Source organism: Sphingobacterium sp. GVS05A (genome assembly GCF_019969845.1).
Taxonomy (GTDB): Bacteria; Bacteroidota; Bacteroidia; order Sphingobacteriales; family Sphingobacteriaceae; genus Sphingobacterium.
This window is the reverse complement of the sequence record NZ_JAHXYR010000001.1, coordinates 608,721-627,080: the sequence shown is the minus strand read 5'-3', so window position 1 is coordinate 627,080 and position 18,360 is coordinate 608,721. Positions and strand designations below refer to the sequence as shown.

16 protein-coding genes are annotated in these 18,360 nt (G+C 39.4%); 8 read left to right on the top strand and 8 right to left on the bottom strand.

The window, feature by feature from the left end; translation table 11 throughout:
* Positions 1-116: 116 nt before the first annotated feature.
* Entirely contained in the window at positions 117-971 is an 855-nt protein-coding gene (locus tag LC454_RS02720) for an endonuclease/exonuclease/phosphatase family protein (protein WP_223578994.1), read from the bottom strand.
* Positions 972-1,303: 332 nt separating this feature from the next.
* Here LC454_RS02720 and LC454_RS02715 point away from each other — a divergent pair, with 332 nt between their 5' ends.
* Genes LC454_RS02715 through LC454_RS02705 form a run of 3 tightly spaced genes read left to right on the top strand, consistent with a single transcriptional unit; the run spans position 1,304 to position 4,714 of the window.
* Positions 1,304-2,479 (top strand): glycosyltransferase family 4 protein, encoded by a 1,176-nt coding sequence (locus LC454_RS02715; RefSeq protein ID WP_223578977.1) that lies wholly within the window; start codon positions 1,304-1,306, stop codon positions 2,477-2,479.
* Entirely contained in the window at positions 2,467-3,468 is a 1,002-nt protein-coding gene (locus LC454_RS02710; RefSeq protein ID WP_223578975.1) for a lysylphosphatidylglycerol synthase transmembrane domain-containing protein, read from the top strand. The genes LC454_RS02715 and LC454_RS02710 overlap by 13 nt, the downstream gene beginning before the upstream one ends.
* Positions 3,455-4,714 (top strand): glycosyltransferase family 4 protein, encoded by a 1,260-nt coding sequence (locus tag LC454_RS02705; protein ID WP_223578972.1) that lies wholly within the window; start codon positions 3,455-3,457, stop codon positions 4,712-4,714. Before LC454_RS02710 ends, LC454_RS02705 begins: the two co-directional genes overlap by 14 nt.
* Here LC454_RS02705 and LC454_RS02700 read toward each other — a convergent pair.
* The 6 genes from LC454_RS02700 to LC454_RS02675 all read right to left on the bottom strand — a co-directional run bounded on the left by LC454_RS02700 (position 4,671) and on the right by LC454_RS02675 (position 11,830).
* Positions 4,671-5,891 (bottom strand): sterol desaturase family protein, encoded by a 1,221-nt coding sequence (locus tag LC454_RS02700; protein WP_223578969.1) that lies wholly within the window; start codon positions 5,889-5,891, stop codon positions 4,671-4,673. The genes LC454_RS02705 and LC454_RS02700 overlap by 44 nt on opposite strands.
* A 340-nt stretch (positions 5,892-6,231) precedes the next feature.
* The gene (locus LC454_RS02695; protein WP_223578966.1) at positions 6,232-7,815 is read right to left on the bottom strand and encodes an MDR family MFS transporter; all 1,584 of its coding nucleotides are present in this window, start codon (positions 7,813-7,815) and stop codon (positions 6,232-6,234) included.
* Between the two features lie 2 nt (positions 7,816-7,817).
* Positions 7,818-8,921: an HlyD family secretion protein gene (locus LC454_RS02690; RefSeq protein WP_223578963.1), complete on the bottom strand. Its 1,104-nt coding sequence runs from the start codon at positions 8,919-8,921 to the stop codon at positions 7,818-7,820.
* A gap of 14 nt (positions 8,922-8,935) precedes the next feature.
* The gene (locus LC454_RS02685) at positions 8,936-10,246 is read right to left on the bottom strand and encodes a TolC family protein (RefSeq protein WP_223578960.1); all 1,311 of its coding nucleotides are present in this window, start codon (positions 10,244-10,246) and stop codon (positions 8,936-8,938) included.
* Positions 10,236-10,853 carry a TetR/AcrR family transcriptional regulator gene (locus LC454_RS02680; RefSeq protein ID WP_223578957.1) on the bottom strand — a complete coding sequence of 206 codons (618 nt, stop codon included), beginning with the start codon at positions 10,851-10,853 and terminating at the stop codon, positions 10,236-10,238. Before LC454_RS02680 ends, LC454_RS02685 begins: the two co-directional genes overlap by 11 nt.
* A 581-nt stretch (positions 10,854-11,434) precedes the next feature.
* The gene (locus tag LC454_RS02675; RefSeq protein ID WP_223578954.1) at positions 11,435-11,830 is read right to left on the bottom strand and encodes a DoxX family protein; all 396 of its coding nucleotides are present in this window, start codon (positions 11,828-11,830) and stop codon (positions 11,435-11,437) included.
* 238 nt (positions 11,831-12,068) lie between these two features.
* On the opposite strand from LC454_RS02675, the gene LC454_RS02670 reads away from it, so the two are divergent.
* Positions 12,069-13,133: a tetratricopeptide repeat protein gene (locus LC454_RS02670; protein WP_223578952.1), complete on the top strand. Its 1,065-nt coding sequence runs from the start codon at positions 12,069-12,071 to the stop codon at positions 13,131-13,133.
* A 21-nt stretch (positions 13,134-13,154) separates the two neighbouring features.
* On the opposite strand, the gene holA is transcribed toward LC454_RS02670, so the two are convergent.
* The gene (gene holA / locus LC454_RS02665) at positions 13,155-14,162 is read right to left on the bottom strand and encodes a DNA polymerase III subunit delta (RefSeq protein ID WP_223578949.1); all 1,008 of its coding nucleotides are present in this window, start codon (positions 14,160-14,162) and stop codon (positions 13,155-13,157) included.
* A gap of 190 nt (positions 14,163-14,352) precedes the next feature.
* On the opposite strand from holA, the gene LC454_RS02660 reads away from it, so the two are divergent.
* From LC454_RS02660 to LC454_RS02645, 4 genes are all read left to right on the top strand, one after another.
* Positions 14,353-14,814, top strand: coding sequence for a type I restriction enzyme HsdR N-terminal domain-containing protein (locus LC454_RS02660; RefSeq protein ID WP_223578936.1), 462 nt, complete (start codon positions 14,353-14,355; stop codon positions 14,812-14,814).
* A 170-nt stretch (positions 14,815-14,984) separates the two neighbouring features.
* Entirely contained in the window at positions 14,985-15,686 is a 702-nt protein-coding gene (gene clpP, locus LC454_RS02655) for an ATP-dependent Clp endopeptidase proteolytic subunit ClpP (RefSeq protein ID WP_223578934.1), read from the top strand.
* Positions 15,687-15,688: 2 nt separating this feature from the next.
* Entirely contained in the window at positions 15,689-16,939 is a 1,251-nt protein-coding gene (clpX, locus tag LC454_RS02650) for an ATP-dependent Clp protease ATP-binding subunit ClpX (protein WP_077435192.1), read from the top strand.
* A gap of 250 nt (positions 16,940-17,189) precedes the next feature.
* Positions 17,190-18,014, top strand: a complete 825-nt coding sequence (locus LC454_RS02645; RefSeq protein WP_223578932.1) for an AMP nucleosidase — start codon at positions 17,190-17,192, stop codon at positions 18,012-18,014.
* Positions 18,015-18,360 lie beyond the last annotated feature (346 nt).

Below are 18,360 nucleotides of genomic sequence, written 5' to 3'. Positions count from 1 at the left end.
TTTATGGGGCTTTTTATTTATACATCCCCCTTGGACAGTCTAAAATGCCAAAACACAAAAAAGCACTGAAGGGGACTCAGTGCTAATCGCGATTGATATGAAAGAATTGAGAAAGTCTATTGAACTGAAGGTTTTATCAGATGCCACCCCAATTGTAGCGATACCGCGCAATGGTCAGACAGGTCCTGTCCCGCCCTATTTTGAAAAAGTTTCTTTTGAACCTGATAGTTCTTTGCTTCAAATACCATCTGATCATTATTACGATAATAGATCTTATCAATGCCCTCACAGTCATCTGTTAACTCTAATGCGGCCATGGCAACAAAGTTTTGCTTGCTCTGAGGTATCTTACCACTATTTTTCAAATTCACCCATGCATCTACCAAGCCTAATTCTCCTTGAAAGGAAACGATATTATCCAATGCGTACGCATAATGAGCATTAAAATCTCCCATGATTAACAAAGGCTGTCCTGCGGAGATCTTTTGAATATAGTTTTTCAATTGATTCAAGTTTTTCTGACGTGCTATTGCCGCATCGGGATCATCCTGGGCTGTTGCATGTACATTGTAAACATCAATAAAAACTTCTTTTGCCAATTGAATGCGTGCATATGAAAAACCTTTAGGAGTCAAACAATCCGCTCCATTACAAGCGTCCCACCTTACCCGCTCAAAGTCTTGTATCGGATATTTCGACAACGTACTCAATCCGTCACCAAAAGGTACACCACCCATATTTTCCGTTCGATAGCTATGTCTATTCTTACTGTACAAAAATTTATTGTAGTTGAAATCCTCTTGCACATTCACTATATCAAAAGGATTTACCAGCTCGCCAATGGAAGTAATACTCGGAGCTCTTTCCGTTACAGCGCTTGAAATTAACTCTGGAAGACCTGCAATATTATAAGTTAATAAATTAAGCTTTCCTTCGCTGACATCAGGCATATCGACATACACCATATTCATTGGTCTAACTTGTTTAGGCTTCAATTTGAATCCTAACATGATGCCTGCAGAAGCACAAACAGATAAAATAAGAACTTTACGAAGACCTTTAAGTCTAGTTTTCCTTTCGAACAATAAATCTAACAACATGGACGGAATAATTTGTTCATTTCAAAAGTAAAGCACCAAGATTAGCTTAACTATATTCTTAAATTAATTTTACTTATAAAAATTATTTACAAATTATTAATAATAAACAATTTATAAACACTTTGATGATAAAATATTAATATCAAAATAGCTTTTGAGTTATCCTTTTCGAATACTTTTATGAAACCCCTAATAAGAATAAAATGAGAAAGGTAGCCTTCTTTACAGAAATACTCGTTGAGGATTTCGACGGTGCATCTCGCACAATGTTTCAGCTGATAAACCGTATTGATCAACAGAATTTTAAGTATTTCTTTATTTATGGTGGTGGTCCCACACAATTCCGGGACTTTCATTCTTACAAAGTGCCTACATTTAAAATACCGGTCAATGATGATTATTGTCTGGCTATTCCGCAGCTCATCAAAAAAAAGCTCGAACTGGCTTTGGATGAATTCGCACCGGATATCATTCATATCGCGACCCCCTCTCTTCTCGGTTTTTTTGCGTTAAATTATGCCAAACGTAGAAATATACCTGTATTAACGATCTACCACACACATTTTATATCCTATATCGCCTACTATTTCAAAAATATCCTACCTCTGGTCAAACCCACCGAACAATGGATGAAACGGGCAATGAACAATTTTTATAACAAATGTGATATTGTCTATGTTCCCACCAAATCTATCCTAACCGAGCTCCAACAGATTGGACTTGAACAGGACGGCTTAAAACTCTGGCAAAGGGGCATTGATACGCAATTATTTACACCCCAAAAAAAGAATAGCAGTTATATTCAACAACTGACTAAAAATAACAAACCAACGGTATTATTCGTTAGTCGGATCGTTTGGGAAAAAAATATCAAAACCCTAATTGACATCTATCAGCAGATACAAACCCAACAACTGGGCTACAATTTTATAGTTGTCGGAGAAGGAACGGCCAAAGTAACGGCAATGCAAGAAATGCCTAATGCTATTTTTCTGGGAAAAAAGACACATCAGGAACTTGCGGTGCTGTATGCATCAGCAGATGTATTTGTTTTTCCTTCAGTTTCAGAAACCTATGGCAACGTTGTCGTCGAAGCATTGGCATCGGGGCTTCCATGTGTGATTGCTGATGGTGGCGGTTCAGCATCGCTTATTCAACATGGAGTATCCGGGTTTAAATGTCAGCCTGAAAATGCAGCTGGATATGTCTATTATTTAAAGAAAATTCTCTCTGACAAAGTGCTAAGAAAAAATCTGATTAACGCCGGACTTTCCTATGCAGGCCAATTAGATTGGACACGACTATCCCAACAGTACTTTGATGACATTGAATTACTTGCTGGCAAAACGCAAGACGCGGACCTCGCATGGGCAAATTAACAACATCCCGTCAACTGATCAAAGCTGTCTTTTTACTTGTGATCTTGACATCTATGGTAATTTTTGTAATCCACAGTGATCTTTCGGCGTTGAAAAAAGAGCTGTCAACGATTGGCTACCGCTTTATTTTTATCGTATTTACGACTTTAGTTGCCTATCTTTTTGGAACGCTAGCCTGGTGGGTTTGTCTAGGCCCTTCAAAAAAAAAGATCAATATTTTCGAACTTTTTGCCGTGCGTCAAATTGGCGAAACTGTTGGACTCTTTAATCCCACCAGTATTATTGCAGGCGATTTACTGAAAGCCGAGCTGATAACCCGCTATGACATCCCTTTACAGCACGGACTCCGCTCTGTCGCCATCTCACGCATTACAGCCATACTTTCCCAGTTAAGCATTTTCTTACTGGCCATGATCTGGCTGATGCTTTCGCCCTTAAAAAACGAGGTAATGCAGTATACGGGCCATGCTATCTATGTCGTATGCATAGTCTTGCTGCTATTCGTCGTTTTAATATTCTACTGGCTAGTTTCCACCAAAAAACCTCCTAAAAATAACCCTGCTGATACTTCATTTTTATCGAAATCAAAAAATCAGCTCCAGAAATTACTTTGGGATACGAAAGACTTCTATCAACAACAAAATAAAGTATTTTGGTACTCCTACCTGCTGTTTGCGATACATTGGCTAATTGGTAGCCTGGAATTCTATCTGATCTTAAAATTTCTGGCTGTCGATGTCAGGGTTATTCACGGATTAATTTTAGACATGAGCGTCATCCTATTTAAGAGTGCAGGCGCATTTATTCCCGGCCAATTGGGCGTTGAGGAAATATCCAACAAACTACTGCTTAGCATGATCGGAATTTCAGGTGGAAGTATCTGGTTGAGTGTCTCTCTCCTGCGTCGTGGCCGCCAGGTATTCTGGACAGCTATTGGCGCTATATTTTATCTATGCATCAAAAGAAAAACCGTTCATGTTACCATCTGAAATAGAAATTTTGTTTATCAGCCATAAATATCCACCTGCGATTGGAGGGATGGAAAAACAGAGCTTTGAACTCATTAATAATGCTGCGCTCTATCTCAAGGTTCATACACTCGTTTATGACAACGAAGAATCCATTTTGACATTCTTCCTTCGCCTAAATCAACGTATCCTGTCCAAAATTAAAGACAATCCGGGTATTCGGCTTCTTCATTTTAACGATGGATTAATTGCTGCTCTAGCATCTTTTCACAAGGGCTACGATCATCTAAAAAAAGTTGTCACCCTTCATGGACTTGATATTGTTTTTCCATTTCCTTACTTCCAACGTAAAGTGATCCCCCGCTTCAATACATTTGATCAGGTTATTGCGGTCAGTCAGGCTACCGCCGAAGCCGCTCAATCGCGTGGTATTGATTCTTCCAGGATCTCAGTTATCCCAAATGGAGTAGATCCTGCCCTTCCCAACACTGCTTTAATACCAGATAAGCACAGGGATTTCACCGAAACTGAGCATCTTCAATTAAAGGGGAATACCCCAACTCCGCCTTATTTTATCACATTGGGTAGGCCTGTAAAACGCAAAGGGTTCTCCTGGTTGATGCAGCAAGTCATTCCTGCCCTTCAAGGCGATTTCAAGCTCCTGATGGTAGGCCCGTTTGATCAAAGACCAACCTTGAAAGAGCGTGTGCTCAATCTTTTACCAGCTAAACTCTACAATCTCTCCACCTTATTCTTGGGGTATCCAACTGATCAACAAGAAATGCGGAGATTGTTGAAAGCCTATCCTGAAAAAATCCAGCACCTGGGGAAAGTTCCCTTCGCCCAATTGCAGCATCTTCTTGCAAATGCGCAGGCTTTCCTGATGCCCAATATCCACGTACCGGGAGATATGGAAGGTTTCGGTCTGGTTTGTCTTGAAGCATCTTCAGCAGGCACTGTTGTCGTAGCCTCCGAGTTGGAAGGAATCACGAGTGCAATTACACATAATCACAACGGCCTTTTGCTCAACAGTCAGGATACCAATGCCTGGATCGGGCAATTGCAATCCATTTTGGATAATCCCGACTATTATCAAAATATTGGACAGCAATTTAAGAACAATACCAGTGCAGATTTCAGCTGGGATATCATGGCCAGAAGCTATTGTCATACCTTCGTCGAACTCTGCCAAAACTACCAATCAAACGACAAACTTAGCTCTTTCACAAATGAAGAATCCGTTCGTAGTAATGTTTTATTGGCTTAAAGAAGATCAACTGAGTTATCGTGCATGCAGAGAGGACAAACAGCGCTGGAAAAGAAATGAAAGTAATTGCTATAAATAGCAACAACAGAAAAAGACGTAACATTTCGAGTGGAAAGACCCATTTCTCATGTTCCAACAATCCACCAATACAGATGACACTGCACAGAATAAAAAGACCACCAACAAGCAATTGTACAGTATTTTGATAATTACCATAAAGCAAAAAGAAAAACAGAAGTCCCATGGTTAGCATCGATTGAAAAAAAATATATTGACTCAATCTCTTTCCGTGTACCTGAACTTTGGTTCCCGCAAAGATTTTCTGTTCCAATTCGTCCCTAATTTCAGGTTGTATATCATCGGGGCGGCCAAATATCGTCCGAATCTTGTTTCTAAATCCCTTCGCACGATTAAAAGACATCCCTATTTCAAAAAGATAATGAAAATGCTGCCAAAGGAACGTATACCGATGAATAGGTTTGGTCAGTCCATAGACACAGGGCTCTTCTTTCTTCTCATCAATAAAAGTTCCAAACATTTTATCCCAAATAATCAAAATATCACCGTAGTTCTTGTCCAAATAAATCTCATTGCTACTATGATGTACACGGTGATGAGATGGGGTGACAAGAATTTTTTCAAGAATCCCCAAACTACCCACCGTTTGCGTATGAGAAAAAAATGGGTACACACCGTGAATCAATAAGATTGTGGTCATCATAAAAGGTGGAAAACCCAAAAGTGGAATAAAGGCCCAGAACAAGGAACGAAATACTGCCTGAAAAATAGTGATCCTTGCTGCAACGGTAAAATTATAATCTTCACTTTGATGATGAACCACATGTGCTGCCCATAGCAGATTTATCTCATGACTGTAACGATGATACCAATACCACAAAAAATCTGTGAATAGAAAAAGTAGGATCCATGTCCAAAGATTCGCTTCAATATGGAAGATTGCAAATTTTTGATAGATCCACACAAAGAAAAAGTAGAATAGGCTAACTGAAAACATGTCGCACATGCGTTCGACGATACCGACATTGAGATTAGCGATAGATTCATCAAACGTATAATATCGCTTTTGTTTCTTCAGACTATACCAATACTCCAACAGCATCAACACCAAAAACAAAGGGATAATAAAAGCTAAAAAATTAAGTCTTCCTGTATCCATGCTTGCTTATTTTGAAATAATAACTTCTTTGCATCGACCACCTTGTGGAACTAAATTCCAAAGATTTTTTTTATTATTTAACAATCAATTCCGAATCAGGTTTTCTTTTTATATCTTTCTGTTTATAAAAACCTGCATTCTCCCACGAGCATCAACAGTTATGAAAATCGATTGAAGGTTCTTGCTAGCCAATTATCCGGGTATATCGATCACGTTGATACCTTAATTAAAAAAATAAGAGCTAATAAAAACAGGTATTTCCACAAAAAAGCCCTCAAAAAAAATTTCTGAGGGCTGATCAAATTATATAAATTCGAGAATAACGTATTCCTTACGATCGCTAGTGCACACTTGACATATCCACCTGGGTTTTGCCTTGTTTGATCATCAGTACAAAAGGTACACAGATTAAAAATACAACACCCAAATACAGGAATACATCCATGTACGACAATACCGTAGCCTGTTTCATGACAGTCATGTCCAGTATCTGGTGAGCTTTGGCCAAGGCCTCATTTGGGGCAAAGCCTTTCGCCTGAAAACTCATTTGCAACTGTTGCACACGTTGCTGTACCTCAAACTTACTGGGATCCAGATTAGCAACCAAATCAACACGATGCTTTTGAGAGTCACGCGCGATAAATGTTGTGATCAACGCAATACCAAATGAACCGCCAAGCTGACGCATCATACCAGTAAATGCCGCCCCCTCTCCGATGGATCTTCCATGTAGCGTCGATAACGACAATGTCATTACTGGCACAAATAATAAGCCCAGACCTACACCACGAAGGATAAGTGGCCAAAACATATGTTCAGATCCCGTGTCATTCGTCATCAGGCTGTACATCCAAAAACAAAAGCCAAAGAATATGCTCAAACCAACCGCAACCATATATTTTTGCGGAACACCATTCTGGATCATTTTACCAATAAAAGGCATCATGATTCCGGTCATGATTGAACTTGGTAACAGTAGTAAACCTGCGTCTGTGGCGGTCCATCCCAATATGGATTGTGTGTAGATTGGAATAATAAAAGTCGATCCAAATAAACCAAATCCAAGGATAAAACTCATCACAACCCCTACCTGGAGGTTTTTATCACGCAATACCCTCAGGTTCACGATAGGTTTGTCATACACCAATTCTCGCCAGATGAAGAACAGCAATCCGAATATAGATAAAATCGACAATCCTAAAATTAACGGGTCATCAAACCAATCGTCCTGTTGACCATGTTCTAATACAAACTGGAGTGAACCGATAAACATAATCAAAAAAATCATACCGAACCAATCCACCTCTTTTGCCGATTGCTTCTGGCTATATTTAGGACTACGTACAAAGGACAGTGTCAGCAAAGTAGCAATAATTCCCAAAGGCACATTGATATAAAAGATATAAGGCCAGGAGAAATTGTCTATGATATAACCACCCAGTGGTGGACCCAAAGTTGGTCCAATGATAACCCCCATCCCGTAAATCGCTTGCGCCATACTCCGTTTCTCTTTGGGGTAACTTTCGGTGATAATGGTCTGTGCGGTCACCAATAAGGCTCCCCCACCCATCCCCTGCAAAAAGCGAAATGCCACAAGCTCCCAGATATTGGTCGCGTTACCACATAAAAATGAAGATATTGTAAATATGACAATTGACGCCGCAAAGTAATTACGTCTTCCAAACTGTTGGGACAACCAACTGGTCATCGGAATAACGATTACGTTTGCAATGGCATAAGCCGTAATAACCCAAGCCACGTCTGTCAATGTTGCCCCCAACGAACCTTTCATATCGTTTAAGGCCACATTCACAATCGTCGTATCCACGATTTCCAGCAGGGCACAGAGCACAGCCGTAATCGTGATGACTACGCGTCGAAAACCATATTCAACCAGACTATCTTGTTGATTTATATTTTCCATAGTTATTGAACATGCACATCTACGTCAGCATTCATGCCCGGTCTGAGCAAAGCCACATTTTCAGCTTTATTATCTTTTGACAATTTGATTTTTACCGGCAGACGTTGTACCGTCTTCACAAAGTTACCCGTCGCATTATCCGGAGGCAACAAGGAGAAACGTGAACCTGTAGCTGGAGAAAATGAATTGACTTCGCCTTCAAATTCGATATTTGGATAAGCATCCACTTTAATACCCACCTTTTGGCCAGGTTTCATTTTTTGTAATTGTGTCTCTTTAAAATTTGCCACCACCCAAGTTTCAATATTATCAACAATGTAAAATAAAGACTGACCAGGGTTGATCATCTGCCCAGGTTGCACTTTGATATTGGATACCTGACCATCTACCGAAGCCAATACTGCGGTATAAGACAAGTTCAATTTCGCAGCTTCCAACTGTGCTTTTGCTCTTTTTATATTTGCCTCAGCGACAGAAGTTTGTTTCGAAGCTACTGTAGTCTTACTCACGATTGCATTACGTTGAGAAGCACTGGCATTACGTTGTTGTTGCAGGATTTCGACTTGTTTATCCGCTTCCAACTTGGTCGTCAAAGCCTGCTCATATTGCTGTTTTGTAATCGACTGATTGTTATATAGATTTTGGTAACGAATGTAATCGTTATTCGCCTGTTTCGCACGGATACGTGCGGCATCAATGCTACCTAAATTTGATTGTATTGTTGCGTCAGAGATGGCTACATTGGCAGATGATGCTGAAACGTCCGCTTTTGATACATCAAAGCTACTTTCCGCAGCAGCCAATGCAGCAGCAGCTTCATCTACTCGAACTTGATAATCTTGGCTTTCGATTGTGAACAAAGTATCCCCTTTCTTCACCAAATCGTTGTCTTTGACATAAACCTTGGAAATAAATCCACCAACCCGAGGGATGATCGGACTCATATTTTTCTCAACCTGCGCATCGTCCGTGGTCTCATGTGCTTGACCATGCAAGTATTTATAACCACCATAAGCCCCGCCAAAGATGACCAAAGCGGCTAGAATAATTGTGAATTTTTTATTTGTACCTTTTTTTTCAGGTGCGTTTTCAACTGTATTTTCCATGTCTAGATTAATTGCTATTTAATGTTTAACGACCCATTTGCCAATTGCAGGTCATAGTATTTTTCAATTGTGTTTGCCTTGCTTATCGCTAGATTTATTTTGCTCTGAAGCTGTTGTACATCAGCGGTCAATAAGTCGTCCGTATCAGCAATACCATTATCATATTTATCCTTCGTGATGCGATAATTTTCAACGGCTTGATCTACCGCCTGGTGGTACACCACATCCTGTTTTTGGGCCAACATGTAGTTTTCATTTGCCTGTTGCACCTGAACCTTTACCCGATCGTTGAGCAGTTCCAAATTTTCATCAATTTCCTTGATCCGATTTTTGACGACATTGACCTCCCTTTTGTTTTTATACAAAGATCCAATATCATAAGATACCCCAACACCTACCATTGCCGCGTTGGTTACCGTAACGACCTTCTGTAGACCAAAAGCATTGTAACCTGCCGTTGCCGAAACCATTGGCAATGTCGAAGACTTGGTAACTTTCAATTGATCTTCGGCAACCTTACGTTGAGAAGCCAACGATTTTAGATCCGAACGCTCAGTTTTTGCAGTTTCATAAGAAGCCTTCAATCCGAGATCAATTCCAGTTACCTCAGCCAGATTAATCTGATCCAATTGTGTATCCTCCGCAATTTTTAGCAAATTGGCCAATTGATAATTTAGCACCTTAATGTTCTTCTGCGCTTCTTGGAGCGACACCTGATAATTAGACAGCTGCAATTCCGCTTTAAGGAGATCGTTTCTTGCGATCAGCCCATTATCCAACATCGCTTTAAAGTCTGAAACACGTTGCTCAGACTGCTTAATATTTTCAGCGATCAACAAATTGGTTTGCTGCGCTTTATATAAATTCAGATAAAGTGCTATCGCACGTGAAGCCAATTGTTCTTTGCTTGCTACGGCGTTCCATTGTTCGGCTTGTAGCGCATCTTTTGCTATCGCTATTCCCCCTTTAATCCTACCCCCGGTATAAATAGGCATGCTGACAGATGCCTGCCCCAGCCACAGCTGATTTGCTGCAATATCCGGAGCCGAGCCACCCTCGCCAAGTGCCAACTTCAGATTCACATTAGGTGTAGTCATCGCCATGTATTGCCCGCTCAATTTTGCATCAGGAAGCTGTTTCGATTTGGCACTTTCGACCTCTAGCTGTCTTCCCAACACTTTGGTATCGGCAGTTTTCGCTTCCACACTTTGGTTTGCAGCCATGTGAATTATTTCTTCCAAGCTTAGGTGTTTGTTGTCTTGTGCCAGCAAACCCAGAGGACTCAAAAGCAATAAAGCACTTAAATTGGCCAACTTATTTTTCATATGTCAATAAAGCTTTAATTGTTTTCTGTATAAATTGTGTTAATGTTGTTTCAATATATTTCCCATAGCCATCATCATCGGCTATACCCAGTTGATCCTGTAAAAAGACCTGGTTCATCTGAAAATTCATAAAAGTCCCCATCATCATGGAATGAATTAATATGGGATCATTTCCTGTTTTAAATACCCCCTCTGCGATACCACTGTTGATGATAGAAGTTATTACGTCAAGATTATGAATCTTTAATTTTTTAAACGCTTCTGATATCAACATTCGCTGTTTTAGGGTACTTTCTATTGCAATAACCCGGTAGAGCTTCCGATGAGAGCTCATCGATTTGACATACCTATCTACCATCACATCTACTTTATCGAGGGCATTATCTACCAAAGCGAGCTCATCCACATTGATCATAAAATCTGGAACACGCCATTCAAAAAAGGTATCCAGCAACTTATCTTTCGATCCAAAATAATAGTTGATCATGGCTACATTGACATTCGCCTCCTGCGCAATATCACGCACCGAAGTCCCGTCAAACCCTTTTGTTGCAAAGAGTCGCTCCGCGGCAAGGAGGATATCTATTTGCTTCTCGTTAAATTCCATTTAAAACCCAATCTTTTTATAGATAATTATACCCACTGTTTTGAAGGATAAAATCATCATTTGTTAAATGCGGAGCAAATTTAAACAAACGTTTAATTTAAACAAATGTTTAATTATTAAATTTATGTAAAAAAATACATCAAAACCTGAATACAGACAGCCAAAAAAATATTTAATAAGCTATATTACAACACATTACACATTAAAAAAAATAACACCCATTTATTGCTATTTCAAATAGAATACAGATCGTATGAAAGAAAAAGGGTACACAAAAGATAGAATAGAGTCAATCATAGCTTAGAAAAGGGGTTAGAAAAAGATTATCGGAACTGCACGAAAGGGACTACCTTACTATATAAAAGTTTCATCCTCTTATAAAATGAAAGCGGATTATCCGAATTATCTGAAAACATGCGCTGTCAATAAGCTGCTGGAAAGACCATTACTGAATTTATGGTTTGTTTATATATCGCTATTGGGTGAAGCGACAGAAAAATATTACTATAAAAAGTACAAGTTCGATCCCCAGCCGCCTATAATGTTCGGGCAAACAGTATAGGCGACTGATAAGGATAAGACTAATGGTTGTATAAAAACTTCTTCTCACTGGGCCTAAAATACCAGGACACAGCAATAAGGACCAGATAAAGTAGTGCCGGAGCTATGAGGCCAACAGAATCCTCTACAACAATGTGTGAATATAAAGCACCAGTCACTGTGAAGAAAATACCCGCATAAGCCCATTCTTTCAATAGGGGTCTCTTTGGTGACAGCAGTGCTACTACCGCTAATATTTTCCAGAGCCCCAATAGCGGGAGGATATAGTCCGGGTAACCCAGATGATCTACATTTTGCCCCCCTCCTGCTCCCTCAGTTTTTATCCCAAAGATTTGTATAATGGCGGTAGATACCAACCCCAAGGACAACCATACGGTTGCAATCCAATAAATTATTTTATCCCTCTTTTTCATCATTATTTTGTTTTAGTTTACGATTGGCTATTTGTTGTGATCACCTTGAAAATTAGCAAGGCTTAAATAAGTAGCTACTTGACTACAAATATACATGTAGTTATTTAACTACGAAACATTTTTTGTTTTTTTTACGATTGATGCAAATTTGAATAGTTTTTATTTTCGGTGCCAATTCAGCTCTGAAAAAAGATTGGAACAACAATTGTATGCAGTTGAGTCAATATTAAACTTTAAAAGCATGCCATTAAAAGCTTATTTTTTTATCCTGTTCATGGGCCTATCTCTGCTTTCGGTAGCTCAACCCAGACACATACGATTAGTAGATGCTCTTTCAGCCGAAAATTTCGCAAAACATTTTAATACAGATACGGTACAACTAAGCCGAATAAACACAAGCGAAACACCTGCAGGAGTTTTTGTTGCTTACAGAAAAGCTGATACCCTTAATTTCAAGCATGAATTTTATAAGAGCTTTGATGGCCCAGGTTACACCAAAGTCGGATTGGCTTTTTATGCCAGAAAGGGAAACGACTATCAGCTGTCTTTTCATAATGATAACGCTTTCTATTGCGAGTCATGCAATAATATGCGTGATTACCATGTAAGTGTCAGTAGCGATACTGTGTACATCTCTATTTCATGGGGAACGAACGATTTTGGTCAAAGTGAGGGGTTTTATTTTGTCTATCGGCCAATTCCAAAACGCTGGCAATTGGCAGAAATACATAGATCTGGCTCAGGTGATATAGGCGAAAGTCGCAAAGAGTATAGGACCTATACTAAAAACACCAAGGTATACTTGGATGACTATTACGCCGAGGGGCTTCCTTATGATTCTACAGTGATCAGCAATCAGGCCATTAGTCTTACTTACCAACCGGGCAATTATGCAGCTTTGCTCCGATCATTCAAAGAAATACCTAAAAACAGTCTATTCTTGCTCCCTAAAGTTTTTAACGAGAACACTGCACAGTATTTTATGGAAGCCGGTCTTGATGAGGATCAGCCTGACAATGCAAATCCTATTCATGCCAAAAATGTCCTTGCAGCTAATGAGATCGGTTATTTTCTGGAGCAGGCGAATCAACTGGATGCGGCACAAGTGTTTTTGGATAAGGTAATAGCACGTTTTCCTGAGCGTGAGGTTGCCTATTTAAACCGCGGTGATGTATTTTTCAAAAAAGGCCAATCTTCTTACAAAAAAGCCCAAAAAGATTACCGCACCTATATTGCACTAATGAATAAACGCGGCTTGCAGGCAAAAATTCCACAAAGAATAGCGACATTTTTGAACGCACAATAGTCTTTGATAGACTGCAATTACCTAATTTAAGATCCTATAGACCATTTCTTTTAGGATCTCCTCGCTATTGAAATTGCTAGGCACGTTGACACCCTTTGATTTCAGATCGGTCTCTTTGAGGACATTCAGTACACCAAAAGTTTTCCGCCGATTGTAATTTCGGGCAGCCAACTCGTACTCTTTGAGGAAAAACGGATGCACTCCCAACTCTTTTGCAGCAACGGATTTATCAATGAGGTAATGATATTTTAGTATTTTAGTAAAATAAGTGGCCACCTGTCCGACCACCATTACCAGCGGGTTATTCTTTGGATTTGCCACAAAATAATCTACGATCTGATAGGCCTTCAAGGCATTACGTTTTGCTAGAGCCGTATTGAGCTCAAATACATTGAAATCTTTTGAAATACCGATGTTACTTTCGACATCATCCATACTGATCTCCTGACTCTTGGGTACATTGAGCATCAGTTTATCCAGTTCATTGGACACTTTCGCCAGATCATTCCCAAGGTAATCCGCGATCAGTGTCGCCGCCTGTGGGTGGATGCGCCAGCCGGCATCCTTTAGATAGCCACCGATCCAGGGGGCAACTTTATCATCATATAATTTAGCTGCATCGATAACCAATCCGGCTTTTTCAAATACCTTATAAATCTTTTTCCGCTTATCGAATTTCCCGTGTTTATAGCAAAAAACCAAGATGGTTGTTGGTGTCAGATGTTCGAGGTATTTCGTTAACATCTCCTCCGTGTCCGATTTCCACTTTAGTTCCTGCGCTTCCTTTACAATAATCACCTGATGGTCGCTCATCATCGGGTATCGTTTTGCCGCATTCACTACTGTGGAGATATCAATATCCTTCCCGTAAAAAACTGATTGATCAAAGCCTTTTTGAGCATCATTGAGCACAGTAGATTCCAGTGCGTCTGCGATGGTATCAATAAAATAGCTTTCCTCCCCTTGTAGTAGATAGACAGGCTTAAAGGATCTGTTCTTTATATCGGATAAGATCGGATTTATATTCATATAGGCGAAATTACGATTTTACTATCAAATCCGTAGCAGCCCAGCGATTAGAATTCGACTTATTATCCAATTTATTTCGATAAAAAAGATCTAACCGACTGATTAAAAGAAGTAATTTTAAAAGCGAAAAAAACCACTTAAGAGAATCGTTTGATGTACTTTTTTTGCTAAAATTTTAGTATATTTGTGTATGTTTTCACCGACACCACTCAATTTGCCTCCATTCAAAGCCAAAATATCCAAAAAGAATAATGCGGTTTATATTTTTGATGAGTTGCGAAAAAAAGAACTGGTATTAACGCCAGAGGAATGGGTCAGACAACATTGGATAAACTATTTAGCATTGATCAAGAATTATCCAAAGGCACTGATGAATATTGAGGGTGGATTGAAACTAAATAGTCTCCAACGACGGAGTGATTTACTGATTTATAATAATGCGGGACAGAAGGTAGTTTTGGCCGAATTCAAAGCACCGCACATCAAGATCACACAAAAAGTATTCGAACAGATCGCCAATTACAATTCTGTGCATCGGATTCCATACTTGTTGGTGAGCAATGGCATAAATCATTATTATTGCAAAGTTGACTTTGAGAACGAATCATATCAGTTTTTAGAAGAACTTCCCGACTATAACGAAATCGGTTAAGGACTTCTATTTGAAACGGATAAAGCATAAGCCCTATTATAAAAATGCCTTTCTTTGCTGAAAGAGGCGGTATCGAAAAAATGTAAAGTGGATGTAAAACATCTTTGCAATTTATTTGATTTTTAAAATATAGTTTTATATTAGTCCTACAGAATAGAAAAAATAAAAAGATGAATATAGATAAAAACGAATTCAGAAAATATGCAGTAAAGCATCACCGTATTGGAAGTCAACATGTTGACAGTTTCATTGCCCGTACAGAGACTAGCATTCCGACAAATCTCACACCTTACATCGTTGAGGAGCGTCAGTTAAATGTTGCACAGATGGATGTGTTTTCACGTTTGATGATGGATCGTATTATATTCTTGGGAAGCGGTATTGATGACCAAGTAGCAAATATTATCCAGGCACAATTGTTGTTTTTACAATCCACAGATGCACAACGTGACATCCAGATTTACATCAATTCCCCAGGAGGAAGTGTTTATGCAGGTTTGGGTATCTACGATACGATGCAATATATTACACCAGACGTAGCGACTATCTGTACAGGAATAGCAGCATCTATGGGTGCAGTTCTTCTTGTGGCAGGAGCAAAAGGCAAGCGTGCTGCATTACGTCACTCACGTGTGATGATTCACCAACCATCTGGCGGCGCTCAAGGGGTTGCGGCAGATATGGAAATCAACTTACGTGAAATGATGAAATTAAAAGAAGAATTATATACCATTATTTCAGAACACTCCGGACAATCCTATGAGTGGGTAGAAAAATCTTCCGATCGTGACTACTGGATGAAAGCCAATGAGGCCAAAGAATTCGGTATGATTGACGAGATTTTACTTCCTAAGAAGGAGATTATTAAATAACGATGGCGAAGAATAACGATAGAGACATTCATTGTTCGTTTTGTGGAATAAGCAAAAATGAAGCTCAGATGCTCATTGCTGGAAATGGAGCGCACATCTGTGATAGATGTATCCAACAGGCAGGAGAAATCTTGGCAGAAGAATTAAAACAACGGAAAAGCAAGACATTACAGACCGCATTAAAATTAATACGCCCCCAAGAGATCAAAACACACTTGGATCAGTATGTAATTGGACAGGATGATGCGAAGAAAGTAATCTCAGTAGCTGTCTATAATCACTATAAACGTTTGAATCAAAAAGTGGATAAAGATGAAATTGAGATCGAAAAATCCAATTTGATTATTGTTGGTGAGACAGGTACCGGTAAAACATTGTTAGCAAAAACTGTTGCCAAAATATTGAACGTTCCTTTCTGTATCGTTGATGCGACGGTACTAACCGAGGCCGGCTATGTTGGAGAAGACGTGGAGAGCATTTTAACACGCCTGCTTCAAGCAGCAGATTATGATGTTGCCTCAGCAGAACGTGGTATCATCTATATTGATGAAATTGATAAAATCGCGCGCAAAAGCGACAACCCTTCTATCACGAGAGATGTCTCTGGTGAAGGTGTACAACAGGCACTATTAAAGATTTTAGAAGGTACAGTTGTCAACGTACCACCTCAAGGTGGCCGTAAACATCCAGACCAGAAAATGATCGCTGTCAATACCAGCAACATCCTATTTATCTGTGGTGGTGCATTCGATGGAATCCAAAAGAAAATTGCAAACCGTCTACGCACACAGACAGTGGGTTATAAGATGAATGAAGACGAAGAGGAAATCGACTTGAACAATCTATACAAGTATATTACACCTCAGGATCTCAAAAACTTTGGATTGATTCCAGAGTTAATTGGACGTCTTCCGGTCTTGACCTACTTAAATCCACTGGATAAAGAAACCTTGTTGAGTATTTTGACTGAGCCAAAAAATGCATTGGTCAAACAATACAAAAAATTATTTGAGTATGAAGGCGTCGAATTGAAATTTGATCCCGAAGTATACACGTTTATTGTAGATAAAGCTGACGAATTTAAACTTGGGGCCAGGGGCTTACGCAGTATATGCGAAGCAATTATGCTGGACGCCATGTTTGAAATGCCGTCAACGAAAGAGCAAACGGGACAGAAAAGTTTGGAAATCACCTTGGATTATGCGAAGAAAAAATTCGAAAAATCCGATCTGAAAAAGCTTAAAGTCGCTTAAAAAAAATCCCGTTCGCTGAACGGGATTTTTTTTTACCCCTTGCGTTTAAACTGGTTCCCCTTGATGCTGGTTCATCTCATGAATGCTATCCAACGACATTTTATTGAAAGAATTTAATGGATAAAAGCGCTTAAAACAAGCTAAAGCATAATAAAAAAAGAATTAAAAATCTTATATTACAATAATAACATAGCCATAACGGAATGTTGACAGACAGATAAGAGATTAGTGAAATTAAAATTTAATGACTATGACAAAGAAAACTACAAAAAATACTGTAAATAGTCCGATAACACCAGGTTTAAAAACCAAAGAGGAAATCGTGAACAACTGGCTTCCACGTTATACCGGGAGACCTTTGGAAGAGTTTGGGGAGTATATCCTATTAACAAATTTTTCAAAATATATTCATCTATTTTCGGAAATGCATGACAATGCCCCTATCTACGGGGAAGACAAACCTATGCAATCCGTGACCGCTGGAGGGATCACCATTATCAATTTTGGAATGGGTAGCCCGATGGCCGCAACGATAATGGATCTGCTATCCGCCATTGCCCCTAAGGCCGTGCTATTTTTGGGCAAAACTGGAGGAATCAAGAAAAAGATTCCTGTAGGAGAATTGATCCTCCCTATCGCGGCGATCCGTGGTGAGGGAACATCAAATGATTACTTTCCACCCGAAGTGCCTTCATTACCTGCATTTGCTATGCAAAAAGCGATCTCCACGACAATCCGTGACCATCAACGGGACTATTGGACGGGGACAGTCTACACCACCAATAGACGCGTATGGGAGCATGACAAAGCATTCAAAAAGTATCTGAAGTCGATTCGGGCCATGTGTGTCGATATGGAAACAGCCACAATATTCAGTGTCGGTTTTGCAAACAAGATCCCGACAGGTGCTTTGCTTTTAGTTTCCGATCAACCGATGGTCCCAGAAGGAGTAAAAACATCTGTAAGTGATGTCACGGTAACAGCGAAATACGTAGAAGAACATATCAGTATCGGTATTGATGCCCTAAAACAACTTATCAATAACGGACTGACTGTAAAACACCTTAAATTTTAAGGGGTTGATACAATAAGGAACCCGTTATTGAAGTTCACATAAAAAGTTGGATAAAGTTAAAAAATTAGTTACAGTGATGAGTCCGATATGAGATATGCCCCAAAAAGTTAGAAACTATTTGGGGCATATCTATATATTATTGGGCTCATTTTTTTGGATGGAGTTTTTTATTCCACCCTCTCCTTCTAGTCCGTTCGGACTGCCTACAACCTGTCTATTTTGGCCGATTATGGTTCGCTCAATAAACCTATTGTACCGACTAGCTAATGCCCCCTGAAAACTAGACAGTTAAAACTAATACATAGAATACTTGATTATTAATTGAGCGATTATTAACTACAAATTG